Raw genomic sequence first — 21,975 nt, forward strand, 5'->3', positions numbered from 1 at the left:
TGTTTTTGATATATTCATGAAGTCGTTTAGGCTGATTTGAAGAAGCGAAATTAGAATGTCATTTCTGAAAAATAGCGGCATAAAAAAAGCCCCATCAGTTATTGATGGGGCTTTGTAAAACTTGAAGTATATGTATTAGATAACTTTTACGTTTACTGCGTTTAAACCTTTTCTTCCTTCTTGTAGATCGAATTCAACTTCATCACCTTCGCGAATCTCATCGATTAAACCTGAAATGTGAACAAAATGTTCTTTGTTTGAACCTTCTTCCGTTACGAAACCAAATCCTTTAGCGTCGTTGAAAAATTTTACTGTTCCTCTACTCATTGTAATATATTTAATTTTTTAATAATACTTATACACAGTCAATTACTATGCCAAGAATCAAGATAGTGTCACTATTTCAGTATTTTAATGGATTTCTTCCAAAGTTGCTTGTTAGTGATCAGCTTATGTCAGTAAAATTTACCAAGTAAATTGGTTTCGGTAGATTAATTAACTTGTCATGACAATTAACGATTGATCTTTGTCATGCTATTTTACAATCTAAGAAAGTCTAAAAATCTAACAGTTTTAAGTCAGTCTAACCAATAACTTCGCTCTCAAATACAACATTTCCTGCCAACGTTTTATGTACAGGACATTTTGCAGCAATTTCTTTTAAGCGTTGTTTCTGCTCGTCTGAGAGGTTTCCAATGAATTTTAATTTTTTGGTGATAAAATCTACACGTGCAGGTTTTTCAAGTTCAATTCCTAATTCCGTATTTTTCTTTTTACTGTGAGAAATATACACGAATACTTCTTGTAAATCCCATCCTTTACGATTGGCATACATTTTTAGTGTCATGGTCGTACAAGCTGCCAATCCTGCATATAATAGTTGATATGGCGAAGGTCCAAAGTCATCTCCACCAACTGAAATAGGTTCGTCAGCAATGAGACTATGATTTTTCATCTGAATTTTTGTGGTAAAATTATCTTCCACTAAATTCAAATGTCCAATCAATTGTTCGCCTTCCGTATCTAACATGGTGTTTTCTTGCTTTGGAAAATAACGTTCTACCCACGATCCTATCATGTTTCCGGCATAACGACTGTCACGTTCATTCATCAATAAATGATCGGCATTATCGAGCGAGACAAAACTTTTCGGATGATGCGCGTTGACATATAATTGCTTCGCATTTTCAATTCCCACAATAGCGTCAATCGGCGAATGCAGAATTAATAATGGTTTGCGTAAGTTTTTTACAATTGCAGGAAGATCTGTTTTGTCAAAATCGCTCACAAAATCTTTATTAATCACAAAAGGTCTTCCTCCAATATTTACCTGTACATCAGCATCTTCTTGTACTTTATGAATATCGTGTGAAAACAAGTGCTTTACGTGACTTACTGTGGCAGGCGCTCCAATTGTGGCCACCGCTTTGATATCTTTCAATTGAGAAGCTGCAACTAATACGGCAGCGCCACCAAGAGAATGTCCTACTAATAAACTTGGTACTTCAAAGTTGGTTTTCATGTATTCATGAACTGAAACTAAATCTTCTACATTTCCTGAAAAATGACTTTCTGCAAATTCACCTTCACTCCTACCCAAACCTGTAAAATCAAATCGAACTACACCAAAACCGTGCGTGGTTAAGGTTCTACTGATGTTTTTTACCGCATTTAAAGAGCTGCTACAGGTAAAACAATGTGCAAAAATGGCGTAATAATGCGGTTTTTGATTGGCTGGCAATTCTAAATAAGCATTTAAATTGTGGCCTTTTTGATTCTGTATTTTGAGTTTGGTACTTTTCATAAGTCTGTTATATTCTTCAACTGTATTATTGATAACAGTTTAGTACGTTAAAATTATAAAACATTACGAACTGCAAGAAAGCATAGAACAACCAACTTTATGTCGTGCCCATTCAGGACGTTTGACATACCATTTTTCATATTCTGGTTGTTCGTTGTACGGACGCTTTAAGACTTCGTATAATTCTTCAATGACCGTGTAATCTCCTTTGTTTGCAGCATCAATGGCGAGTTGTGCCATGTAATTTCGCAATACAAATTTCGGATTGACTTCATACATTTTGAATTTTCGAGTTTCGTCTCTGTCTTCTTCTTGTTGTAAGAAATCGATATATGTGGTAAACCATTTGAGCCAAGCACTTGTGGTTCCGCCAGCCAATTCTATAGGTTTGTAAAACGATTTATGTATTTTTTGAAATGCTTCTGCAGCTGTATTTTTCTTTTGAATGCGAGGCAATTCGCGGAAAAATATGGTCATGTCCGTTTCTGTCAATTGTAAATTTTGTTCTAAATCTTCAATCAGTTGTTCAACTTCCGCACTTCTTTGTGTCAAACCGATTTTTTGTGACATCATTTCCACATATTTCTGATCAAAACGTTGCTGATATCCTTCCAAGATGTCTTCTAAAGGTTTGGCATCTTCAATCAAAGGATATAAGGCATTTGCCAATTGCACCAGATTCCACAACGTGATTCCTGGTTGATTTCCATACGCATATCGATGATTTCTACTATCGGTTGTGTTTGGTGTCCAATTTGGTTCATATCCTTCCAACCAACCATACGGACCGTAATCAATGGTCAATCCTAAAATGGACATATTGTCTGTATTCATTACGCCATGTACAAAACCGACACGTTGCCAGTGTACTACCATTTCTAACGAGTTGTCTACTACTTTTTGAAAGAACGCAACGTACTTTTCTTTTCCTTCTGTTTGGATGTCTTTATGAAAATTTCGAATCGTATAATCCGCTAAATTTTTAAGATTTTTATGATCTTTTCGCGCTGTCAATATTTGAAAGTTTCCAAAACGTACAAAACTTGGAGATACTCTACAGACTACGGCTCCTTTTTCGTATTCTTGATTGCCGTCGTACAACATATCACGCATGACTTCATCACCTGTAAGCATTAATGACAAAGAACGTGTTGTGGGAACGCCTAAATAATGCATGGCTTCACTACATAAATGTTCACGAATAGAAGAACGTAATACTGCAAAACCATCTGCTGTACGCGAATATGGCGTCTCTCCTGCTCCTTTGAGTTGCAATGCCCAATGTTGTCCGTTTGATCGAACTTCTGCCAAATTGATGGCTCTTCCATCACCTAATTGTCCTGCCCAATGTCCAAATTGATGTCCGCCATAACACATGGCAAATGGATTTGTTTTTGGGTAGACTGTTTTTCCTGAAAAGACATTCAAAAAGTCTTCAGAATTTGTGTCGCGTTCCAAATCGAGCATTTCTGCGACTTCATCAGCAACGTGAATTAGTTTGGGATTCGATGGAATTCGTGGTGTTACATACGAATAACAGGCTTCAAATACTTTACGTCGTGTATTGTTTTTGTTTGGATCGGCTGGTAATTCTTTGTTGAAGGTATCTTTTATATTGAGTTTCATTCTCTAGCAATTCTTTAGTATGTAAAGATACTAAGATTGTTCTGATTTCTCATTAGATATCGTAGACGAAGTATATGGTTTATTGTACCCATTCATTGTATGAAAAAGCAGCAATCGTATCATTTTGAGTATTCATAAAGTAATACTCAAAATCTTTAGACCAGCCCGAATATATTTCCCCAATACTAATTATTTCAATAACTTCTCCTCCACTATCTTTTATATCAAAATTGATATGACGTAATAATTCAGAAATAATTCGCTCATTCACCACTAAATCCGGGAGAGCAGCTCCTCTATTCTCTTTTAGATTGATGAGTAATTTTTCAACTTCTTGAAAAAGAAATGAATACGCAACATCATTTTTAGCAGGATGTTGTTGTATGTGTATCAACACATCTGAATAACAGAAATAAAAAGAGAGTCTTCCTGTTTCAATTCTAATTTTCTCAGGACATGTTAATGTAGTTGTTTTCAATCGTCTATCATAGCGCCACGGAGGAAATCCCATTGCTAGTTCCTCATTACGCTTTAAAATTAGAAATGTAGTGTCTTTTTTTGTTTCTGATGTTATTTGATATCGTCCTCTATAGTCATTTTCAAAACGTTTGAATAATGATGTTTCAAGATTATTGGAGTCTTTATACGTTAATTGTATCTCACTTGTGAGAATTGTGAAGTCTGAACTGGTAGTACATCCAGCAATGAAAAGTATGGTGATCATGAATATTCTATAATTCATACATGCAATGCGTTTATGGGTTCCATATAAGAAAGATTCTTAAGAAATAAACGTACAAATTGCGAATCCAGTATAGTTTAGTAGTTTTACAGATGATTTTATACGAAGACGATTTTGTAATTACTGTGTCAAAACCCAACAATATGCTGGTGCATCATTCGTTGATGGCGCGAAATCAGTCAGATGAACAGACGTTGTTGGAATTGCTTCAAGAAAAGTTTGATGCATCTTATTATCCGATACATCGTTTGGACAGGAAAACCTCTGGAATCGTGTTGTGCGCTAAGAAAAAGGAATATGTTTCAACATTTCAAGCGTTGTTTGTTGAGAATCAGATTGAAAAAGTGTACTATGGTCTTGTTCGAGGTTTTTCTCCAGAAAATGGTGCGATTGATTCTCCTGTAAAAGGTCGTGATGCAAATGTGCATAAAGAAGCGCTCACACATTTTGAAACGCTCGTGAATATTGAATTGCCAATTCCTGTACAACCTTTTGAAACTTCGCGTTATAGTTTGGTAAAATTACTTCCAAAGACTGGCAGAATGCATCAATTGCGAATCCATCTTAATAAAATCAGTCATCCGCTTATTGGCGATCCAAAATACGGCGATCGTTTTCATAACAGAATGTTTCAGGAGGAATTTGACATTTCTAATTTGTTTTTGCATGCAGCTTCACTTTCGTTTACGCATCCGTTTTTAAATACACCAATGGTGATTCAGTGTCCATTCCCAAGACATTGGTATACAATTACAGAAAAATTTCAATGGAAATTACCTTAAAAAACATCTAGAAATCTACTTTTCAATATAGTAGTTATTCTTCAGTTAAAATCGAACCTTTATTATATAAAATGGAGGTAAGTCTATTTCTTTTGGCCATACGATTCTCTTATCTTGAATAGAAATCATTAAATAGATAATTATGAAAAAAAAGAATTTAAAAAGTTTAAAAATGAACAAAACAGTAATTAGCAACTTTCAGAAGGAAGCTCTTTTAGGTGGGAATATTAAAACTACTGTCGATCCAGCTTCTAATAGTCATCCACTAATTATCTGTGTTTGCCCATTACGGGGTTAATAATTTTTTTAAACGCTTTCTACTTTATAGAGAGCGTTTTTTAGTTATCTCAATTATTTCTCCTTAGTATTCAGAAAGGTATCTCTCTCATTTTAAGCTTATAAAATAGTATTCGGCATTACTTTTGATGCGATTATAGCATTAACATTAAAACCGATTTATTATGAAAATGTCCAGAAAGACCACTTCTGGTATTAACGCTGGCTCTATGGCCGACATTGCGTTTTTACTACTCATCTTTTTTTTAGTCACCACTACTTTTGATGAAGATCAGGGAATTAATAGTGTCATTGGGAAACCTTGTCCCGAAGGTACTGATTGTAATTCAGAGATTCGTACAAAGAATGTGTTTAAGATTAAACTGAATAAAAATGATCAGTTAATGGCAAACAATGAATTTATTTCTATTGATGCGTTGCGTGAAAACGTCAAAGCTTTTGTAGACAATAATGGCGATACCTCTTGTGATTATTGTAATGGAACTAAAAAGGAGAATTTATCCGATCATCCGACAAAAGCGATTATTGCTATTGAAACCGATCGTGAAGCCTCGTACAATGCCTATGTTGGCATCCAAAATGAATTAATGGGCGCGTATGCTGAATTGCGCACCACTTTAAGCAAAGCTAAATTTCAAAAAGACGTTAAAGATTTGACTAAGGAAGAACTGAAAGTATTAAAAGATTCCTACCCTTTTTTAATTACAGAAGCTGAGTTAGGAAAATAGATTTATTTTTTAGCTATTAAAAAGCCCGATACAAATCTCTGTACCGGGCTTTTCGTGTAGTTTAGTGAGCGTTTGAAATTAGTTTCTGATAAACTTTTTAGTAAGTGTATTATGTCCATCAAAAATTTCTAAGAAATATATACCTGATGGAATTTTACTGACTTGTATTTGATTGCTCACCGTTCCAGCTACAATAGCTTGTCCGTACAAATTGATAATTTTATACGTTTTTGCCGTTCCATGATCTAGTTTTATGTTTAGTACACTACCACGAACCGGATTTGGGAAGATGGTCATTGAATTAGCTCCATTGGAAGCTACAACCGTATTTGTATCTTCTTTATCTTTTGTTGTGGTTGTTTCTTGACGTGCCGCTAAAGTTGTTTTCAATTCTACTTTATCAATAGCAACATCTGCTTGCCAAGTTCCGCCAGTAACTCTGTTGAAGCGCAATTGTACACTGCCACCAACATATGCAGAGATGTCTAAATTTACATTGAGCCATTGGTTTCCTTTGTTTCCTGATTCGGTCCAAATGGTATTCCAAGACAATCCGTTGTCATTGCTAATTTCAAGTGAAATAGTCCCCATATCATCAGATCCAAACATATGGTAGCTAAAGCTGAATGATGCACTTGCTTCATTTGTTAAGTCATAACAAGGTGAATTGATGATGGCTTGTTTGTTAGGGAAACCTGTACCATTTCCAGAAGCTTCCACATAGATATAGAAGTTTCCATCCGTAGCACTTGAAGGTCCTGTATTGTTTGATGGAGTTCCGTTTGAATCAACTGTCCAGTCAATATCGTCTTGTCCAGACTGTGTCCAATCACCAAGCGTATTTTCGTAACTTTCTGTATATGGATACGTTCCTATTCCGTTTGCACAACCTTCTACTACGATTTCTTGATCGATTAAGCTGATATTGTCAATCGCGATATCTGCTCTCCATGTGCTTCCTGTTACTCTATTGAAACGTAGTTGTACATTGCTTCCTGTGTATGCAGAAAGATCTAAGTTGGTTGTTTGCCAAGCATTTCCTTGATTTCCTGTTTTTGTCCAGATAGAAGTCCAAGTAGCGCCAGCATCTTCACTGATTTCTACATCCAATGTTCCCATATCCGTTCCAAACATGTGATAGTTAAAGCTAAATGTAGCTTGTGTTAACTGCGTTAAATCAAAACATGGAGATGTTAAAATAGCTTGTTTGTCAGGATATCCTGCACCATTTCCAGAAGCTTCCACATATACATACGAATTTCCATCAATAGCACTTTCTGGTCCTGTTCCATTTGAAGGTGTTGTTCCAGAATTTAATGTCCAATCAATATCATCTTGTGTAGATTGCGTCCATCCGCCAAGCGAATTTTCAAAACTTTCAGCATATGGGAATGTATCAATTCCATTAGCACAACCCACACCAACTTCTTCTACAGTGATCGTTCGTGTTACTTCTACAGCAGCATTTCCAGCGGCATCACTTACATTATAACGTACTGTATAAGTTCCAGCTACAGCGGTATCAACCGTTCCTGTAATGCTGATATTTGCAGTAATATCTCCGTCAATATTGTCTGTTGCTGTTGCTCCTAATTCTGTATACGCATCACCTACATTTAAGTTGATACTAGCATTTCCGTTTAAGGTAATTACAGGAATTGTGGTATCTGCTAATACAGTTATCGTACGTGTTACTTGTACAGCGGCATTTCCAGCAGCATCATTCACGTTGTAATTAATTAAGTAAGTTCCCGCGACAGCAGTATCCACCGTTCCAGTAATGCTAATATTTGCGGTAATGTCTCCATCTACATTGTCCGTTGCTGTAGCGCCTAATTCTGTATACGTGTCACCAATATTTAAGGTAATTGTAGCATTTCCATTTAAAGTAATCACAGGAATTGTTGTGTCTGCTAATACAGTTACTGTACGTGTAACTTCTGCAGCGGCATTTCCAGCAGCATCATTTACATTGTAACGAATTAAGTAAGTTCCTGCGACAGTTGTATCAACCGTTCCGCTAGTGCTAATATTTGCAGTAATGTCTCCGTCTACATTGTCTGTTGCTGTAGCGCCTAATTCTGTATACGCATCACCAATATTTAAGGTAATTGCGGCACTTCCATTAAGCGTAATCACAGGAATGGTAGTATCTGCCGTTACATTTACATTTCTAATGACTTCTGTAGCTGCATTTCCAGCAGCATCACTTACATTGTAACGAACTACATACATTCCTGCTGTAGACGTATCAACATTTCCACTGATACTAATATTTGCAGTAATATCTCCGTCTACATTATCCGTTGCAGTTGCTCCTAATTCTGTATAAACATCACCAACATTTAAGCTGATTGGACTATTTCCATTCAATATGATTACTGGCGCAATGTCATCGACAAGTTCCACAACATTGACTGTTCTTGTAACTTCTGCGGCTTGATTATTTGCTGCATCTCTAACATTATAAGATAGTGTGTATGTTCCAGCTACAGCTGTATTTACCGTTCCAGTTACTTCAATTAAATCGCTAATATCACCATCTACATTATCTAGCGCCGTTGCACCAGCATCTGTATACGTGTCATTTACAAATATTTGAATTGGATTTTCTCCTAATAGTGTAATAATTGGCGCTACAGAATCTGGTTCTGCAGAAACAATGTTTACCGTATAATCTTCTACTTCACCATACGTAAAAGTTTCACAAGGTGTTGGTAATGCGTTGTATTTCATGGAAATACGAATTCTAGTTGCACCATTTGGCACAGACGTAGGAATGGTAATTGTAGCACTTACCGGCGTTTCTTGTGTATTTCCTTGTGTCCATATTTGTTCTCCAGCATCGGTAAAGTCTCCATCTTGATTGTAATCAATCCAAGCAGCATAAGATTCGTTGTATACTGTTCCTGTCCATGTTGGTGTTACTGTCAATACATATTGTCCATTTTTTACTAAATCCGTAGATATATTGGTAAAATCTGAATAGAATTGTGCTCCAGAAGCATTGTCTATATCTCCAAATTGCACTCTGCTAATAAATTCGTCAGTTACATTTTCACTCGCTGAATCACAATAGTTTAATATTACGTTTGGTAATGTTAGGAAGTTTATTTCATTGCTTGAAGCAGATTCGTTTCCAGCAGAATCTATTGCTGTTAGTCTAATTGTATAACTTGTATCAGGTGTTAGATTTGTCAATACATAATTGGTCACTTGTGGAATCGTTTCTCGTAAAGTACCATTTTGATAAATATTATAGCCAGTTACATCTACATTGTCTACAGAAGTACTCCATAATAAATCTGCCGTTGTTTCAGTAATATTTACCGCAGATAAAGCAGACGGCGCTGTTGGCGGTTCTGTATCTTGTGAAATATCTGTCACAATAGAAATGGTTTGTGATGTAGAGAAATATCCGCATGTTCCAGCAGTATACGTAATTACATAATCTCCAGGAGTTGAATTTGCAGTGTCAATTTCTCCTGTTGCAGCATTGATAGCTAATCCAGCTGGCGCAGAGAATGTTCCTGTAGTAATAGGATTCATCAAAATTGGTGTCGGATTTGGTCCGTTGATCGCATACATGCTAGCCAAAAATCCAAAACTTGCATAATCGTTGTAATGTGTGTCAATAAAGTTTAGCACTACTGCTGCATAATCTTTGGCAAAAGGCACTAAAGTTTGTGGTCTTGAATCGTATACTTGACCATTATAGGTTCCTAAGTCACGTACACGACGGTTGACTTCCGTCATGATTCCGTCAATATTTCCAGCTCCACCAGTTCCGTCACTTGTACCATTTCCTGATCCGTGTCGACGGTTGTTGTAAAAGTCTCCATCAAAATATGCGTTTCCATATGGACGTGTATCATCGCAAGTTCCTCCGCCATTGTTGGTAGCGCTTGGCACAGTTCTGTAACCATTTGTACTTCCGCAACCTGCATGACCTAAACTTGCATAGAATATTCCAGAAGCATTTTGAAACATTTCTCCAAGACTGTTATTTCCTCTTATGAGTTGCTCGTGCGTTAGATTGTTTAAGTTATTATTTACTAAGTTTCTTATTGTAGACTTATTAATAATGCTTGCTGCGTTTAGGTTTGATGAATTCAATTCGTCTGCAGTGATATTGTATCCAGCTTCTATTCTTGGAACTGAATGACTTTGACCATGTAAGTCAATATACAATCCTTTTCCCCAATTAGCTTCTACAGAGGCACTTGCTTGGTCAATAAATCCATGAAAAGCTGTCCAATGATCAGCGGCATTTGCATTGCCACAAGTTGCTTCATTAATTTCACGGTTTGGATCGAGTTTAGACCTGTGTAAATTGTTAATGATAACATGTGCATAGCAACCTGTAAGTTCAAAGATTTCTTTTTGAATTTCACGTACTAAAATGTCTGTATTGTCATCTCTTTCATTAGTTCCGCATGATCTATCTGGTAAAGAACTGTCGTTATCAGGATAAAATATCCCTCCAATTGTTTGTCCAGATTGTTGTATTCCTCCATGTGGCGCAGAAATAATAATCGGTAAGTTTCCTGGAATGTACTCAATGTAGTTACGGGTATCGCCAGCTGTTTGCTCGTAAAAGATCGATACGCCTGGTGTTTGTGCTTGCAAATAAGACGCAAGTAAACATAACACCATTAGGTGTAGAATTTTTTTCATGGTTTTTTACTAATTAGGTTAAGTTCAAAGAGATTATTTTGGGGTAAATAACCTGTTAAAACAGTCTTTATTTTTTGAAAAATTCATTCAGGGCAAAATGTGTATTTTCAAGGGCTATTTTAATACTCTTATAAAGCTAGCGTCATTTAAAATGATCTCCAGACTATTTAGTTGACTGTACTTAAACTATCGTTAAAACGCATGTTATTATCGATTAAATACACTTTTTTAGGTTTAAATGCATAAAAAATGTAAAAAACTTAAGAATTATTGATTAAATATTTTTGGTTTTACCTTATCTATTTTAGGGTTTTTACTTACGTTATTGCATATTTCGGAATGTTAGGTCTTTTTTGTTATTTTTTTTTCATAAAAAAAGCGTCTTTTTTCAAAAACGCTTGTATTTAGTAAGAAACTATGTATTAGCTCTTTAAGGATTCCACATGAAACATTGGATTCTTATTGAATTTTTTCCAATCATCTTCCAAGGCATCATAAAGTGCATCCATGTCTTTTAATTGTTCTTCAGAGAATTCAATTTTGCTATTTTTCAAGTCAATTATATAATCCATCAATGTATAGCAAATTGTAAACTGTCCGCAAGCAATCAAGGTATCCATACGTCCTTTGGCAATATCTGTTTTGTCCCACCAAAGTGTTGTAGGAGTTTCAGAAGCTGTTAAGGCTACATTTTCTAGCAATGTAGATGGTTTTGTCGTAATAGCTTTGTTGAATGGTTGCCTTCCATAAGCAGTTTTGGCTCCATTGAGTTGATATACTGTAGAAGTGACAGACCTGAATTCGCGTCCTTTTTTAAAGTATAAGAACTTATAGTTTAGACGTCGTATTTGTTTTAAAAAGATATCGTTTACCATCACAACAGTTGTGCTGATGCGTTCTGTAAGCATTCGCTGTACCAAATCTAATCGTAGTTTTCTAAAACTCAAGACATCATCAACTAAAGGTTGTGGTACATTTTTTCGGAACATGGAAGAAACCCAGTTTACAGCAAATCCTTTTACAATGCCTGCGCCAATTCCAAAAACCGTCAGTAAAATTCCAACTCCAGTAATAATTCCACCAATAATGTATAACGCTGGCCACGATCTTCCACTGATAATTTCAAAGGAATTGAGAACGATCATCAAAACACCAATCAATAATAAAATCCAATAGAGTGGTTTTACGCCAAAGTAACTAAGAATGTTTGAAGCTTTGGTTTTTATATTTTCACCTTCATAAATTGCTTTGGGTTCTGGTTGCCAAGGTGTCATTTTATAACTTGCCACATCACTTACAATGATTAAGTCTAGCTCACGCTTCTTTTTAGGATCATCTTCATCTTTCCTGCGTTCACTAATACGTAGCATACTTCCAATCCCTTGATTGTCAGCAATTCCACCATCCATAATTCCGACTCCATCCGAGAATAATTCTAAATTCTTTACCGATTTGTAGTTGCTGCTTTCTTGATCTCTTATATAATCATCCGGAAAAACCAATGGTTCAAATCCTAATGGAAAACACGAAGAAGATGCTACAATATCAGCCAGTTGTATTTCGTTTTTTATTTTAGTGACTTCTGATTTCCCCAAAGGATTGTTTCCAAATTTCCCCGTATTTTGAAAGCGAAATACCAACCCAAAAGAAAAATCAGTTGCGTTGAAGCAGACATATTTTAGATTTGGAGAAGTCGGTTCTGCAAAAATTTTAAAATCATCCTTATAAATATCCATTTCTGCATACGTCAAAGCAAAAGCGTTGATAAGTGAACGTTTTTTATGCGGATTATCTCTCCAAACTTGGTCATCGCTCAGTTTTGCAATGGCCGTTTCTAAAAGTTTGTCTTTCCCAGGTTCAAAATTGGTGTAAAATTTTTGAAAGAAAGTTTTAAAATCAAAATTAGGATCTTGCACTGCCTTGGAATAAGCGACACCAAATAAGGTTCCACCACTTACTGTACTTACAGCTTCCACATTGTCTACCAACGAGTGATTTTGATACTGTATTTTTTCTAGGTACGATACAACACCAAGCGAAAAGAACGTAGCGCGATAACCGCCACCACTGAAACAAAGCCCGATGCTTTTAAATGGAATAAAGTCTTTTGACATAATAGTAGTATATGGTTAGTTTTTGTTAATTATTGTACTGTGAGGTTATTTCAATCTTGGGGAAGTCTCTCAAATATACTCATTTTTAACTATATAAAAACCAAAAGGAAAGCTTTAAAAACACTTTCCTTTTGGAGCACTTAATAGTTGTTAGTATTTGATTCTGAGAATCCTACAGAGGTCTATTTCTTTTTTATGGCGATATCTGGTGCGGTCAATACGCCCCAAGTTGCTTGCATTTTAGCAATATGTTTGGTGGCTTTCATTTTTTCTAAAATGTTATTGACTGCATTATAGGCTGAATCTAATGCACCAACAATCCAGCCGTGATGTACAGAACAACATTCTCCTGCAAGGTTGAGAGTTCCGTTAAATTCTGGAGTTAGTAAGGTTGGATATAAATTTTTGAATTGCCCAGGATTGAACAATGCAAAGGCTCCGCCTCCTGCATGTTGATCCCAAAACCATGTTTTTGTGTTTACACCATCTTTATAGCCCGCAAAATGTTTGTAAATGTCAACTTCTGGATACATGAATTGAATTCCTTTTAAGCATTCATTCACACGTTCTTCATCAGACAATGCGCCCATACGTTCTGCATCTTGTGCCCAGCAATAAATTTGCAAGACTCCTTTTTGCGCATCGTATCCGTACGATGGATATACAATCTGTCTGTTAGGTCTATCACTTGCAGAAACTCCTAATCCGGTTTCATATTGACGTTCTCCAATGTCTTTCCAGAATTGTGTGTTGAATGTTATAAATGCTTTGAACGATGGCATATAGTTACATTCGCGCAATGCTCTTGATTTTGAGAAGGATAAACCATCAAAGAAGTTTTTATGTTTTTGACCGTTTAAATACGCACCATTTGGCAACGTACTAATCACATATGCATATGCTCGTTCAATAGTTTCGTTTTTGTCATTTAAGATGGATAAGCGTATGCCTCCATTATTTTCATACAAACTTTCATCATATCGAGCTGTGGTAACTCTATGATTCATAAAGACACGTTCTTTTGAGGTAGAAGGATCTAATTTTGTATGTGCTTGTCCTTTAGGATCTGCTGGCGGTACAGAAGCTGGTGGTTCTGCGTCTTTGGTTAGGTTTGGTGGCGAATATCCATATTCGTTATTTGCTCCTTTTTCCATACCAATTAGTACTTTCGCCAAATTTCCATCATCAACAGTAACTCCATTTTTAAGATTTAAAACGGCTTTACAAGCATCTGGAAAGTGCTGCATTCCTTTGTCCATCGTAATCATATAGATATTTGGATCTGACGGATCGTACGAATTTTTACTTCCATCCCAATCGTATACCGCAATGACCATTTCCACAAAAGAAACACTGTACATTCCTGTTCCAACATTCAAGGTTTCCAAATAACTCGCTACATTGTAGGAGAGATTCTCGCAAGGTGCTCCCATTTTTGGATCGTAGTATTCTTCTAAATCCGCCAAGGTAAATACATTTGTTAAATATGCCCACATTGAATAGTTATCATAACGCATCAATTTGGCAAATCCTGTTTGAAAAGATTTGTCAATAGCTTCTAAAAATGGACCGTTTACTTTATCTAAAATGACATTTATAGGTAAATATTCATTGCCGTTTTCATCCGTTTTTGGAGTCACCCAAACTTCTTTCAAATCGCCTCCTTGATCTTTCCCAAACTGTAAAGAGTTGAGACTTGCATTTTTGGCAATGATTGGTTTTTTCATATCATTATAACGCAAACGCTGATAGTCTGAGTTATAATAGAATTTTCGCCAACGCAGCATTTTATCTGTTAATCCATTGCGTTCTAGTACATAATTTAACGACAAGGCTAAATGTTGTACAGGCAACATATCTTCTGAGAATTGTGGAACGCGCATGCCTCCTACTTCTCCATATAATCCTTTGTTTTCTTGACTATTGGCATCATATTCCGTAGAATACCAAGTATCAATACGTCCGCCAACACGATCGGAAGCTTCAAAGATTTCAAACTCAATATCGAGCGATTGTAGAATCAATCCTGCATACATTCCAGCAAATCCACCACCAATAATTCCTACTAAAGGCTTTTTTTGAGTATCGTCTTTTACTTCAATAATTTGTTCTTTCAGCAATCCGATGTTTTTGACATCAGAACGTTGTTTTAGTAAGGTTTCTTTGTAGTCGTCTCCGTAATTTTGAATAATCCAATCAGAAAAGGCTTTACGAACAGTTCCTTTCTTCTTTTTGCCCTTTCCGGTAGATTGATTTCCAGGGCTAAATGATAAATAACTCATTTGTTTTGGTTTTGAGGTTAGTGATCAGTTGTTCAACTGATAGTTTCAAAGTTAACGAACTGAGTACAGATGAACAATAGGCATTTTTACGTGATTTTAATTTGACTAACGTGAGAATTATACCATTTGCATCTAAAAAGCCATTACTGCGAACAATAATGGCTTTTTGATTGATTGATGAGAAAAGTGAGGTATTCTATTTTTTGTAGCGTTCAAGCAGTGTTTGCATGTCTTTGTCCTTGTTTTTAACTGCATAATACATTGGATAATCATTATGACGAGAAACCAAATACGGATCTGCACCAGCTTCTAACAAAATTTTTGCTACTTCCTGATTCTTGCTACGTACCGCTTTTGAAAGTGCAGTCCCAACATTCGGCGCTTCTAGATCTACCTTTGCGCCTTTGTCTAGCAATAGTTTTACAATATCGGTATGTCCACTGCGAGCTGCATAAATCAACGGAGTTCCTACATTTGTAACAGCTTTATTGATGTCAGCTCCTTTGTTAAGTAAAAGTGCAATAATATCTTTATGTCCATTGCGAGCCGCATAAATTAATGGCGTTCCAACGTTTGCTACTTCTTTATTAATATCAGCACCTTTGTCCAATAGTAAATTTAGTATTTCTTTATGTCCCTTACGCGCGGCATATAACAAAGGTGTTCCTACATTAGCAGTTCCTTTATTAATATTTGCTCCTTTGTCTAAGAGCAATTTTACAACTTCTACATTTGCGTTTCTAGCTGCGTATAACAATGGCGTTCCTACATTCACAACTTCTTTGTCGATGTCAGCGCCTTTGTTTAAAAGTAATTTAATCGCTTCTATATTGCCATTTCTAGCGGCATACAATAACGGCGTTCCTACATTCGCTACTTCTTTATCGATATCGGCACCATTGTTTAGTAACAATTTAATAGCTTCCGTATGTCCATTACGAGCAGCGTATATCATTGGTGTTCCTACATTGGGCGATTGTTTGTCTACATCAGCTCCTTTTGCCAATAATAATTTTATGACTTCTGGATGTCCTTTGCGAGCAGCATAAATTAAGGGTGTTCCCACATTGGCCACTTCTTTATTAACGTCTGCGCCTTTGGCAATTAATAATTTTATAGCTTCCGAATTGTAAGTACGCGCGGCATAAATAAGCGGCGTTCCAACATTCATCACATGTTTGTCTGGATCAGCTCCTTTGTCTAATAAAAATTTAACAATTTCAATGTCTTTACATCTCGCAGCTCCAATCAAAGGTGTTCCCACATTCATTACTGATTTGTTGACATCGGCACCTTGACCGTGAATGTATTTTACAGCGTCTAAATGTCCTTTTAATGCTGCGGTAATTAATGCGGTTCCGTGATTTGTATAGGCTTTGTCAATAGAAATTCCATTGGCTACTAATAATTTTAAGAATTCCACAGATCCTTCTGCAGCAGCTGCGAATGCTGGTGGTTCGTTTTCAGGAGAAAAGAAATCTGCCTTTGCTCCAGCTTCAATTAATAGTTTTCCAACCACTAGATTTCCTGTACGTGCGGCCGCCACTAACGGTGTTTGCGGTTTTCTGTTTCTGTATATATACTCATCTGTACGTTTTTCAACATAACCTGCATTTTTATCGATACAGTTTGCATCTACCGTTTTTAAAAGTTCTTTTACTTTGGCAACATCATTGTCTGCAATGGCTTTTAATAAACGTGCGCAATCCGATGAAGCTTCGATTTCCGCAGCTGTCAAGGTTTTTTGCGTTGTTATCTTTGGAGTAATTTCGTTTGTGGTGATTTCTTCTTTTTCAGGAGCATTCGTTATAGCAGTATCTATAATAGCATTTTCAACAGTAGCGGCTGTTAATGGCTTGTTTAAGAATAAAATTAAAACGATTAAGGTCGGTGCTAGGAAAGAGTATTTCCAGTAGCTATGCGGATTTGATTTTTTTGAATTCATCTTTACGATTCGTTTTTTGATTAGTGATTGATTGTAATTCGTCGTGATGGTTAACGGCTTTGTATACGTGGCAATCTTCAGTAAACTCAGTTGATACTGATCATTTTCAATCGTTTCGGTATTTAGTAAAGTAGCATCTGTTTGGAATTCGATGTTTTTTTCAACGGATTTTCGGTACATCCATACAAACGGATTGAACCATAGAAATACTTTGACCAATTCAGCAAATAATAAATCTACACTATGTTTTTTGTCTACATGAACACGTTCGTGCGCTAGAATTTGTTCATAAGTTTCATAGTCATAATTTTCTGGATTGATGAAGATATAGTTGAAAAAAGAACAGGGTTCTTTGATACTCGGATGATTGATAATGATGGCATTTTCATCGTGAATTTTGTCATCACTACGAATAATTTTCAGCCAAACGCTCAACACTTGAAACAGCAAATGCAAGGCAAATACAATGACACCAAAGAAATAGATTCCTAAAATCCAATCTAATAATGACAACGAAGGTTTTGAAACTGCGGAAATACTAGCATTTGTAGTATTTTCAACGATTTGCTCCTCTTCTACTTCGGTAAGCATTATTTCTGGTGTATCTCCTTCTTTTGAAACAGGAATTGTATGTGTTGTTGCACTTTCATGGGTTTCAAAGGACGTTATGACTTCTGAAACATAGCCTTGATGATTTACCAATTGTGGTACCGAAATAAAAGGTAAAATAAAGGCTAATGCTAGACAGCTGATTAAATACCAACGGTTTACGGTGTAGAAACTTTCTCTTTCTAGAAACAATTTATAGAATGCTAGAAAAACGAATAATGCAATGGATGCTTTTAGAAGAATGGCGATCATGATTTCTTGTTTTTGTTTGATTTAATCATGTGTATCAATTCTTCAATTTCTGCTTCAGAGAGATTTTCCTCTTTGGCAAAATACGCCATCATTTTCGAAAAAGAATTGCCGAAAAACTTCTTTTTGATGCTTCCCAAATTCTCATCACGATACGCTTCAAAATCGACTGCAGAACTGTATTGATGCGTATTCCCGATCATTTCGGATTGCAGAACTCCTTTCTTTACCAAAATCTTTACAATAGTAGCTACCGTATTGTAATGTGGTTTGGGTTCTGGAAGTTGTTCAATAATATCACGAATAAAAGCTGTTTTCAATCGCCATACGATTTGCATAATTTGGTCTTCTCTTTTCGTTAGTTTTTGCATAATTTCTACAAGATTACATTACAAACCTACTAACTTTTTAGTAGAACTACTAATTTATTAGTAGGTAATTTGATTGAAATTTTGTTAAACAGATTTTAAACAACTGAAAAACAATCATTTAAAACTACTAATTTTTTAGTAGAATTCAACTTAATTACGTCATTACGAGGAAGCATGACGAAATATTTAGATTGAACATCGTTGAAATGATCTGTTTCTTCAAATAACGAATATGTACTACAATACACAGACTACCACGTCGCTTTGCTCCTCGTAGTGACGTATCTTAACAGTATCATTATTTCAAGTGATTTACCTGCATTTTATAGAGTTTTTGAGAATTACTATGATAAGAAATATACATATTTCTTCTTCTAAATAATTGTTTACGTCATTGCGAGGAAGCATGACGAAGTAATCTGCTACTTTAAATAACGAATACGTTATACGATAATGAGACTACCACGTCGCTTTGCTCCTCGTAGTGACGTATCTTAACAGTATCATTATATAAATACTACCAGTTTATGAATCTCAATACGTCACTTCGAGTGAAATCTTGCAAAGATTTTGTATCGAGAAGTACTTCAAAACTGAAAATGTAAAATACTAAATTTCACATGTAAAAAGTCCTAAAATCAAAGCTGTTCTCGATAGTTCTACTAAGCATGACGAAGTACGCCAAATCACAGATTTAGTACTCGAATTGACGTTTTAGTATTGTAGTTGCTGGAATTATATAGCTTAAATTCTAAAGATTACCCTTGTCTATATGGAGTAACCTTTTTTATTTAGAAGTATCATTGTCATCATCTACTCTCCTATCCATAATACGTTCGTAAATTTTCTTGACTTCTTTGGATAATGTTGAATCAAATTCTGGATCGTTATCTTTTTCAATGGCAACACGAATGGCTTCTTCAATGATATACCACGCCATATTTCTATTTTTAAAATCCATCACAGGTTTGGCAGTGTATGGAAGTGCTGTATATGTTCCTAAATTATATTTAGCATCTTTTCGTTGCCAGCGACAGAAATCTAAAATGATGGGAATGATTTTGACTTGCTTGCTTGGCATTACGTTGTCTTCAATTTCTTGTTGACGACGTGCAATAGCCGTTTTGATTTCGTGTTCTTTGATGTATTTGGTAGCTAAAAAGTTGGGACTCACCATAAAAAAGATAATATCAGCTTGATTGAATTTCTCTTGAATTTCTTTATTCCATTCTGTACCAGCTTCCAATTGTGAGCAATACCAAGGGTTTTCAATCAATCCATCGTCATGTAGTGGTACTAAATTTTTGATAAATTCATTCACTAATTTTAAATCGTCTTTGGAATAACTGATGGCTACTTTTTTTAGAATTCCTTTATGTTGATTATCTAAATATTGATTGAATTGAAATACTGAAAATGTTTTTTGAATAGAGCTATCGTCATAATCAAAGGCTTTGATTGTATAGATTCCATTTGCAACATTATCATTGAGTTGCTGTACATGTACATAGTATTTTCCATCTACGCTCACACCTATTTTTATTTTAGTACTATTCCAGTTCGCATTTTTAGGTCTGTATTGTTTTCCCTCCATTCGTTTTGAGATGACCCTACTTTCAGTATCTTCTACTGCTACTAAATTATCTTGATCATATAAGCTTCCATCAGCTTCTTTAATCGTGTTTAATATAAAATCGACCACATCCTTCTGTAACTGCTTATTTTTTTCTTGCTGATCTCCATACAATAACAAACGCATTTGTTTTCGGTCATATTCTATCAATAATAGTTGTCCATCTTTTTCAATAACCAAGCCTTTTTGCCAAAACATATAAGAATCATCTTTTTTGATCACACCCGCATACTCTGAAAAAATATCGAGCAAAATACTATTCATCAAATAATGATCGGTGGACACAATAATGTTGGCAATTCCAAATGTATATTCTTTCAATAATTGCAGCCAAACAGGTGATTCTTCTGGTAAATATTGTGGAGCGAACCAATCGCCTTCTTTGGTTTTAAAGATTAATTTAAATGCACTTAAGAGTGTTTCTAATTCTTGGGCAGATAATTGTAGTTTATTGTTTTTTGCAGCTTTGGTTAACTCGTTTGTTATTTTTCCATTCTTATTTTTAAGATTTGGATTTAAAATTTTATCATAAATCAACTCTAGTAAAACTTCTGGTTTTAAAAATATTTTTTCTGGAAGATGTTTATGAAAATATAATAAACAACCTGCTCTATGTAGCGTTTGTAAAATGACACCATCTTTTTCGGAAAACTCTTCTTTATAGGCTTCAAGTGTCCAAATGGCTTCGTTTGAAGCTACTAAAGCATCTCTTATTTTGGTATAAATTGGTGGATAGGTATTTTTTTGATACAACATGTCAATACGTTCTTCCAACAATTCAAACATGCCTTGTAAGCGTTTTTGATACAACAAACTTACCGAACAGGCATTGAGCATAAAAGAAGGTTTGTCATTATCTTTTTCTTCATGTGGTGAATAAATATTGAACTTATTCAAATAGCTAGCTGTTGGAAAATGTGAATAGAATTCTACGCTTTTATCTTTGTCTGCATGATCAATATGAGTTTCCACCAAGACCATTTCGATGGCATTTTTACCTTTACTCAATTGCTCCGCACAGCGCAACCAATAGTCCAACTCAAAGACTTCTTCATTTTCTTTACGGGTTTCTGGTGGCATTTTTGACCATAGCAATACATGCAATGCGCCCGCACTAAAAAACAATTGATGTGTGGCATGAAAATATTCTTGTCCTCCAAAATCCCAAATATGCAAACGTGGCATTATGTCCTGTTCTTCGAACTCTTCATAGACCAAACCATGTGTAGAGTCACTATCTTCAGGATACGCTTTTGTAATTTCCTTAGCTGTATGCCACTGTTTCCAAAAGTCTAATAAATTAGATTTCCCAATATTGGTATTTCCTAATAGCAATATTTTGACATCTTTTATGAGAAGTTCTTTTTCTTCATTTTTTTGAGACTTTTGTTGCTCTTGCAATCTTCGAACAACTTCTTGCGCAGAACCTTGTAGAATATCTTCCTTAACATTTTTAATGGGATTATTTTTAAGATTTAAATATCGTAATGAAGTTAGATTCACGATACTACTAATATCTTGAATTTTATTATCAGAAAGATACAAATCAATCAATGACGTCAACTTGGAAAGTACTTGGATATCTTGAATTTGATTAGAAGAAAGACGCAACTCATTCAATGAAGTTAACTTAGAAAGTGCCTGGATATCTTGAATTTGATTAGAAAAAAGAGACAAGGTAGTCAAAGAAGTCAGCTTAGAAAGTCCTTGAATATCTTGAATTTTATTATCAGAAAGATACAAGGAAGTCAAGGAAGTCAATTCGGAAAGTGCTTGGATACCTTGAATTTGGTTAGATCTAAGATACAACGCAGTCAAGGAAGTCAACTTGGAAAGAACTCGGATATCTTGAATTTTATTATCAGAAAGATGCAACCAAGTCAATGAAGTCAACTTGGAAAGTGCTTGGATATCTTGAATTTGATTAAAAAAAAGAGACAAGGTAGTCAAAGAAGTCAGCTTGGAAAGTCCTTGAATATCTTGAATTTTATTATCATAAAGATACAACGAAGTCAATAAAGTCAAGTTAGAAAGTACTTGGATATCTTGAATTTTATTATCAGAAAGATGCAACCAAGTCAATGAAGTCAACTTGGAAAGTGCTTGGATATCTTGA

General features: G+C 35.4%; 13 protein-coding genes. 3 read left to right on the plus strand and 10 right to left on the minus strand.

The features are described 5' to 3' along the window. Positions 1-135: 135 nt before the first annotated feature. The 4 genes from Q0845_RS18230 to Q0845_RS18245 form a co-directional block, all read right to left on the minus strand. Positions 136-327: a cold shock domain-containing protein gene (locus Q0845_RS18230; protein ID WP_298516280.1), complete on the minus strand. Its 192-nt coding sequence runs from the start codon at positions 325-327 to the stop codon at positions 136-138. A gap of 256 nt (positions 328-583) precedes the next feature. Further along, positions 584-1,804 (minus strand): bifunctional alpha/beta hydrolase/OsmC family protein, encoded by a 1,221-nt coding sequence (locus Q0845_RS18235; RefSeq protein ID WP_298516282.1) that lies wholly within the window; start codon positions 1,802-1,804, stop codon positions 584-586. Positions 1,805-1,867: 63 nt separating this feature from the next. After that, positions 1,868-3,430, minus strand: coding sequence for a YdiU family protein (locus Q0845_RS18240; RefSeq protein WP_298516284.1), 1,563 nt, complete (start codon positions 3,428-3,430; stop codon positions 1,868-1,870). 79 nt (positions 3,431-3,509) lie between these two features. After that, a complete protein-coding gene (locus Q0845_RS18245; protein WP_298516287.1) occupies positions 3,510-4,172 on the minus strand; it encodes a hypothetical protein in 663 nt (220 codons plus the stop codon). 92 nt (positions 4,173-4,264) lie between these two features. Here Q0845_RS18245 and Q0845_RS18250 point away from each other — a divergent pair, with 92 nt between their 5' ends. From Q0845_RS18250 to Q0845_RS18260, 3 genes are all read left to right on the plus strand, one after another. Beyond that, positions 4,265-4,954, plus strand: a complete 690-nt coding sequence (locus tag Q0845_RS18250) for a pseudouridine synthase (RefSeq protein WP_298516288.1) — start codon at positions 4,265-4,267, stop codon at positions 4,952-4,954. A 142-nt stretch (positions 4,955-5,096) separates the two neighbouring features. Beyond that, the gene (locus Q0845_RS18255) at positions 5,097-5,252 is read left to right on the plus strand and encodes a hypothetical protein (protein ID WP_298516290.1); all 156 of its coding nucleotides are present in this window, start codon (positions 5,097-5,099) and stop codon (positions 5,250-5,252) included. A 163-nt stretch (positions 5,253-5,415) separates the two neighbouring features. Continuing rightward, positions 5,416-5,979: a biopolymer transporter ExbD gene (locus Q0845_RS18260; RefSeq protein ID WP_298516292.1), complete on the plus strand. Its 564-nt coding sequence runs from the start codon at positions 5,416-5,418 to the stop codon at positions 5,977-5,979. A 78-nt stretch (positions 5,980-6,057) separates the two neighbouring features. On the opposite strand, the gene Q0845_RS18265 is transcribed toward Q0845_RS18260, so the two are convergent. From Q0845_RS18265 to Q0845_RS18290, 6 genes are all read right to left on the minus strand, one after another. Beyond that, the gene (locus Q0845_RS18265; RefSeq protein WP_298516295.1) at positions 6,058-10,656 is read right to left on the minus strand and encodes an immunoglobulin-like domain-containing protein; all 4,599 of its coding nucleotides are present in this window, start codon (positions 10,654-10,656) and stop codon (positions 6,058-6,060) included. 422 nt (positions 10,657-11,078) lie between these two features. Continuing rightward, positions 11,079-12,770 carry a patatin-like phospholipase family protein gene (locus Q0845_RS18270; protein WP_298516297.1) on the minus strand — a complete coding sequence of 564 codons (1,692 nt, stop codon included), beginning with the start codon at positions 12,768-12,770 and terminating at the stop codon, positions 11,079-11,081. A 182-nt stretch (positions 12,771-12,952) separates the two neighbouring features. After that, positions 12,953-15,052 carry an FAD-dependent oxidoreductase gene (locus Q0845_RS18275; protein WP_298516299.1) on the minus strand — a complete coding sequence of 700 codons (2,100 nt, stop codon included), beginning with the start codon at positions 15,050-15,052 and terminating at the stop codon, positions 12,953-12,955. A gap of 196 nt (positions 15,053-15,248) precedes the next feature. After that, positions 15,249-17,858 (minus strand): ankyrin repeat domain-containing protein, encoded by a 2,610-nt coding sequence (locus Q0845_RS18280; RefSeq protein ID WP_298516301.1) that lies wholly within the window; start codon positions 17,856-17,858, stop codon positions 15,249-15,251. After that, positions 17,855-18,226 (minus strand): BlaI/MecI/CopY family transcriptional regulator, encoded by a 372-nt coding sequence (locus Q0845_RS18285; protein ID WP_298516304.1) that lies wholly within the window; start codon positions 18,224-18,226, stop codon positions 17,855-17,857. Before Q0845_RS18285 ends, Q0845_RS18280 begins: the two co-directional genes overlap by 4 nt. A 787-nt stretch (positions 18,227-19,013) precedes the next feature. Then, the coding region (locus tag Q0845_RS18290) for a leucine-rich repeat domain-containing protein (RefSeq protein ID WP_298516306.1) at positions 19,014-21,975 on the minus strand (2,962 nt) is incomplete at its 5' end.

The organism is uncultured Kordia sp. (genome assembly GCF_947489565.1).
In the GTDB taxonomy this organism is placed as follows: Bacteria; Bacteroidota; Bacteroidia; order Flavobacteriales; family Flavobacteriaceae; genus Kordia.

What these genes read in the sequence shown, in the direction of transcription:
- Q0845_RS18250 (WP_298516288.1), top strand. Translation starts at nt 4,265, where the DNA reads ATGATTTTATACGAAGACGATTTTGTAATTACTGTGTCAAAACCCAAC.
- Q0845_RS18260 (WP_298516292.1), top strand. Translation starts at nt 5,416, where the DNA reads ATGAAAATGTCCAGAAAGACCACTTCTGGTATTAACGCTGGCTCTATG.
- Q0845_RS18275 (WP_298516299.1), bottom strand. Translation starts at nt 15,052, where the DNA reads ATGAGTTATTTATCATTTAGCCCTGGAAATCAATCTACCGGAAAGGGC.
- Q0845_RS18245 (WP_298516287.1), bottom strand. Translation starts at nt 4,172, where the DNA reads ATGAATTATAGAATATTCATGATCACCATACTTTTCATTGCTGGATGT.
- Q0845_RS18240 (WP_298516284.1), bottom strand. Translation starts at nt 3,430, where the DNA reads ATGAAACTCAATATAAAAGATACCTTCAACAAAGAATTACCAGCCGAT.
- Q0845_RS18235 (WP_298516282.1), bottom strand. Translation starts at nt 1,804, where the DNA reads ATGAAAAGTACCAAACTCAAAATACAGAATCAAAAAGGCCACAATTTA.
- Q0845_RS18280 (WP_298516301.1), bottom strand. Translation starts at nt 17,858, where the DNA reads ATGATCGCCATTCTTCTAAAAGCATCCATTGCATTATTCGTTTTTCTA.
- Q0845_RS18255 (WP_298516290.1), top strand. Translation starts at nt 5,097, where the DNA reads ATGAAAAAAAAGAATTTAAAAAGTTTAAAAATGAACAAAACAGTAATT.
- Q0845_RS18265 (WP_298516295.1), bottom strand. Translation starts at nt 10,656, where the DNA reads ATGAAAAAAATTCTACACCTAATGGTGTTATGTTTACTTGCGTCTTAT.
- Q0845_RS18285 (WP_298516304.1), bottom strand. Translation starts at nt 18,226, where the DNA reads ATGCAAAAACTAACGAAAAGAGAAGACCAAATTATGCAAATCGTATGG.
- Q0845_RS18230 (WP_298516280.1), bottom strand. Translation starts at nt 327, where the DNA reads ATGAGTAGAGGAACAGTAAAATTTTTCAACGACGCTAAAGGATTTGGT.
- Q0845_RS18270 (WP_298516297.1), bottom strand. Translation starts at nt 12,770, where the DNA reads ATGTCAAAAGACTTTATTCCATTTAAAAGCATCGGGCTTTGTTTCAGT.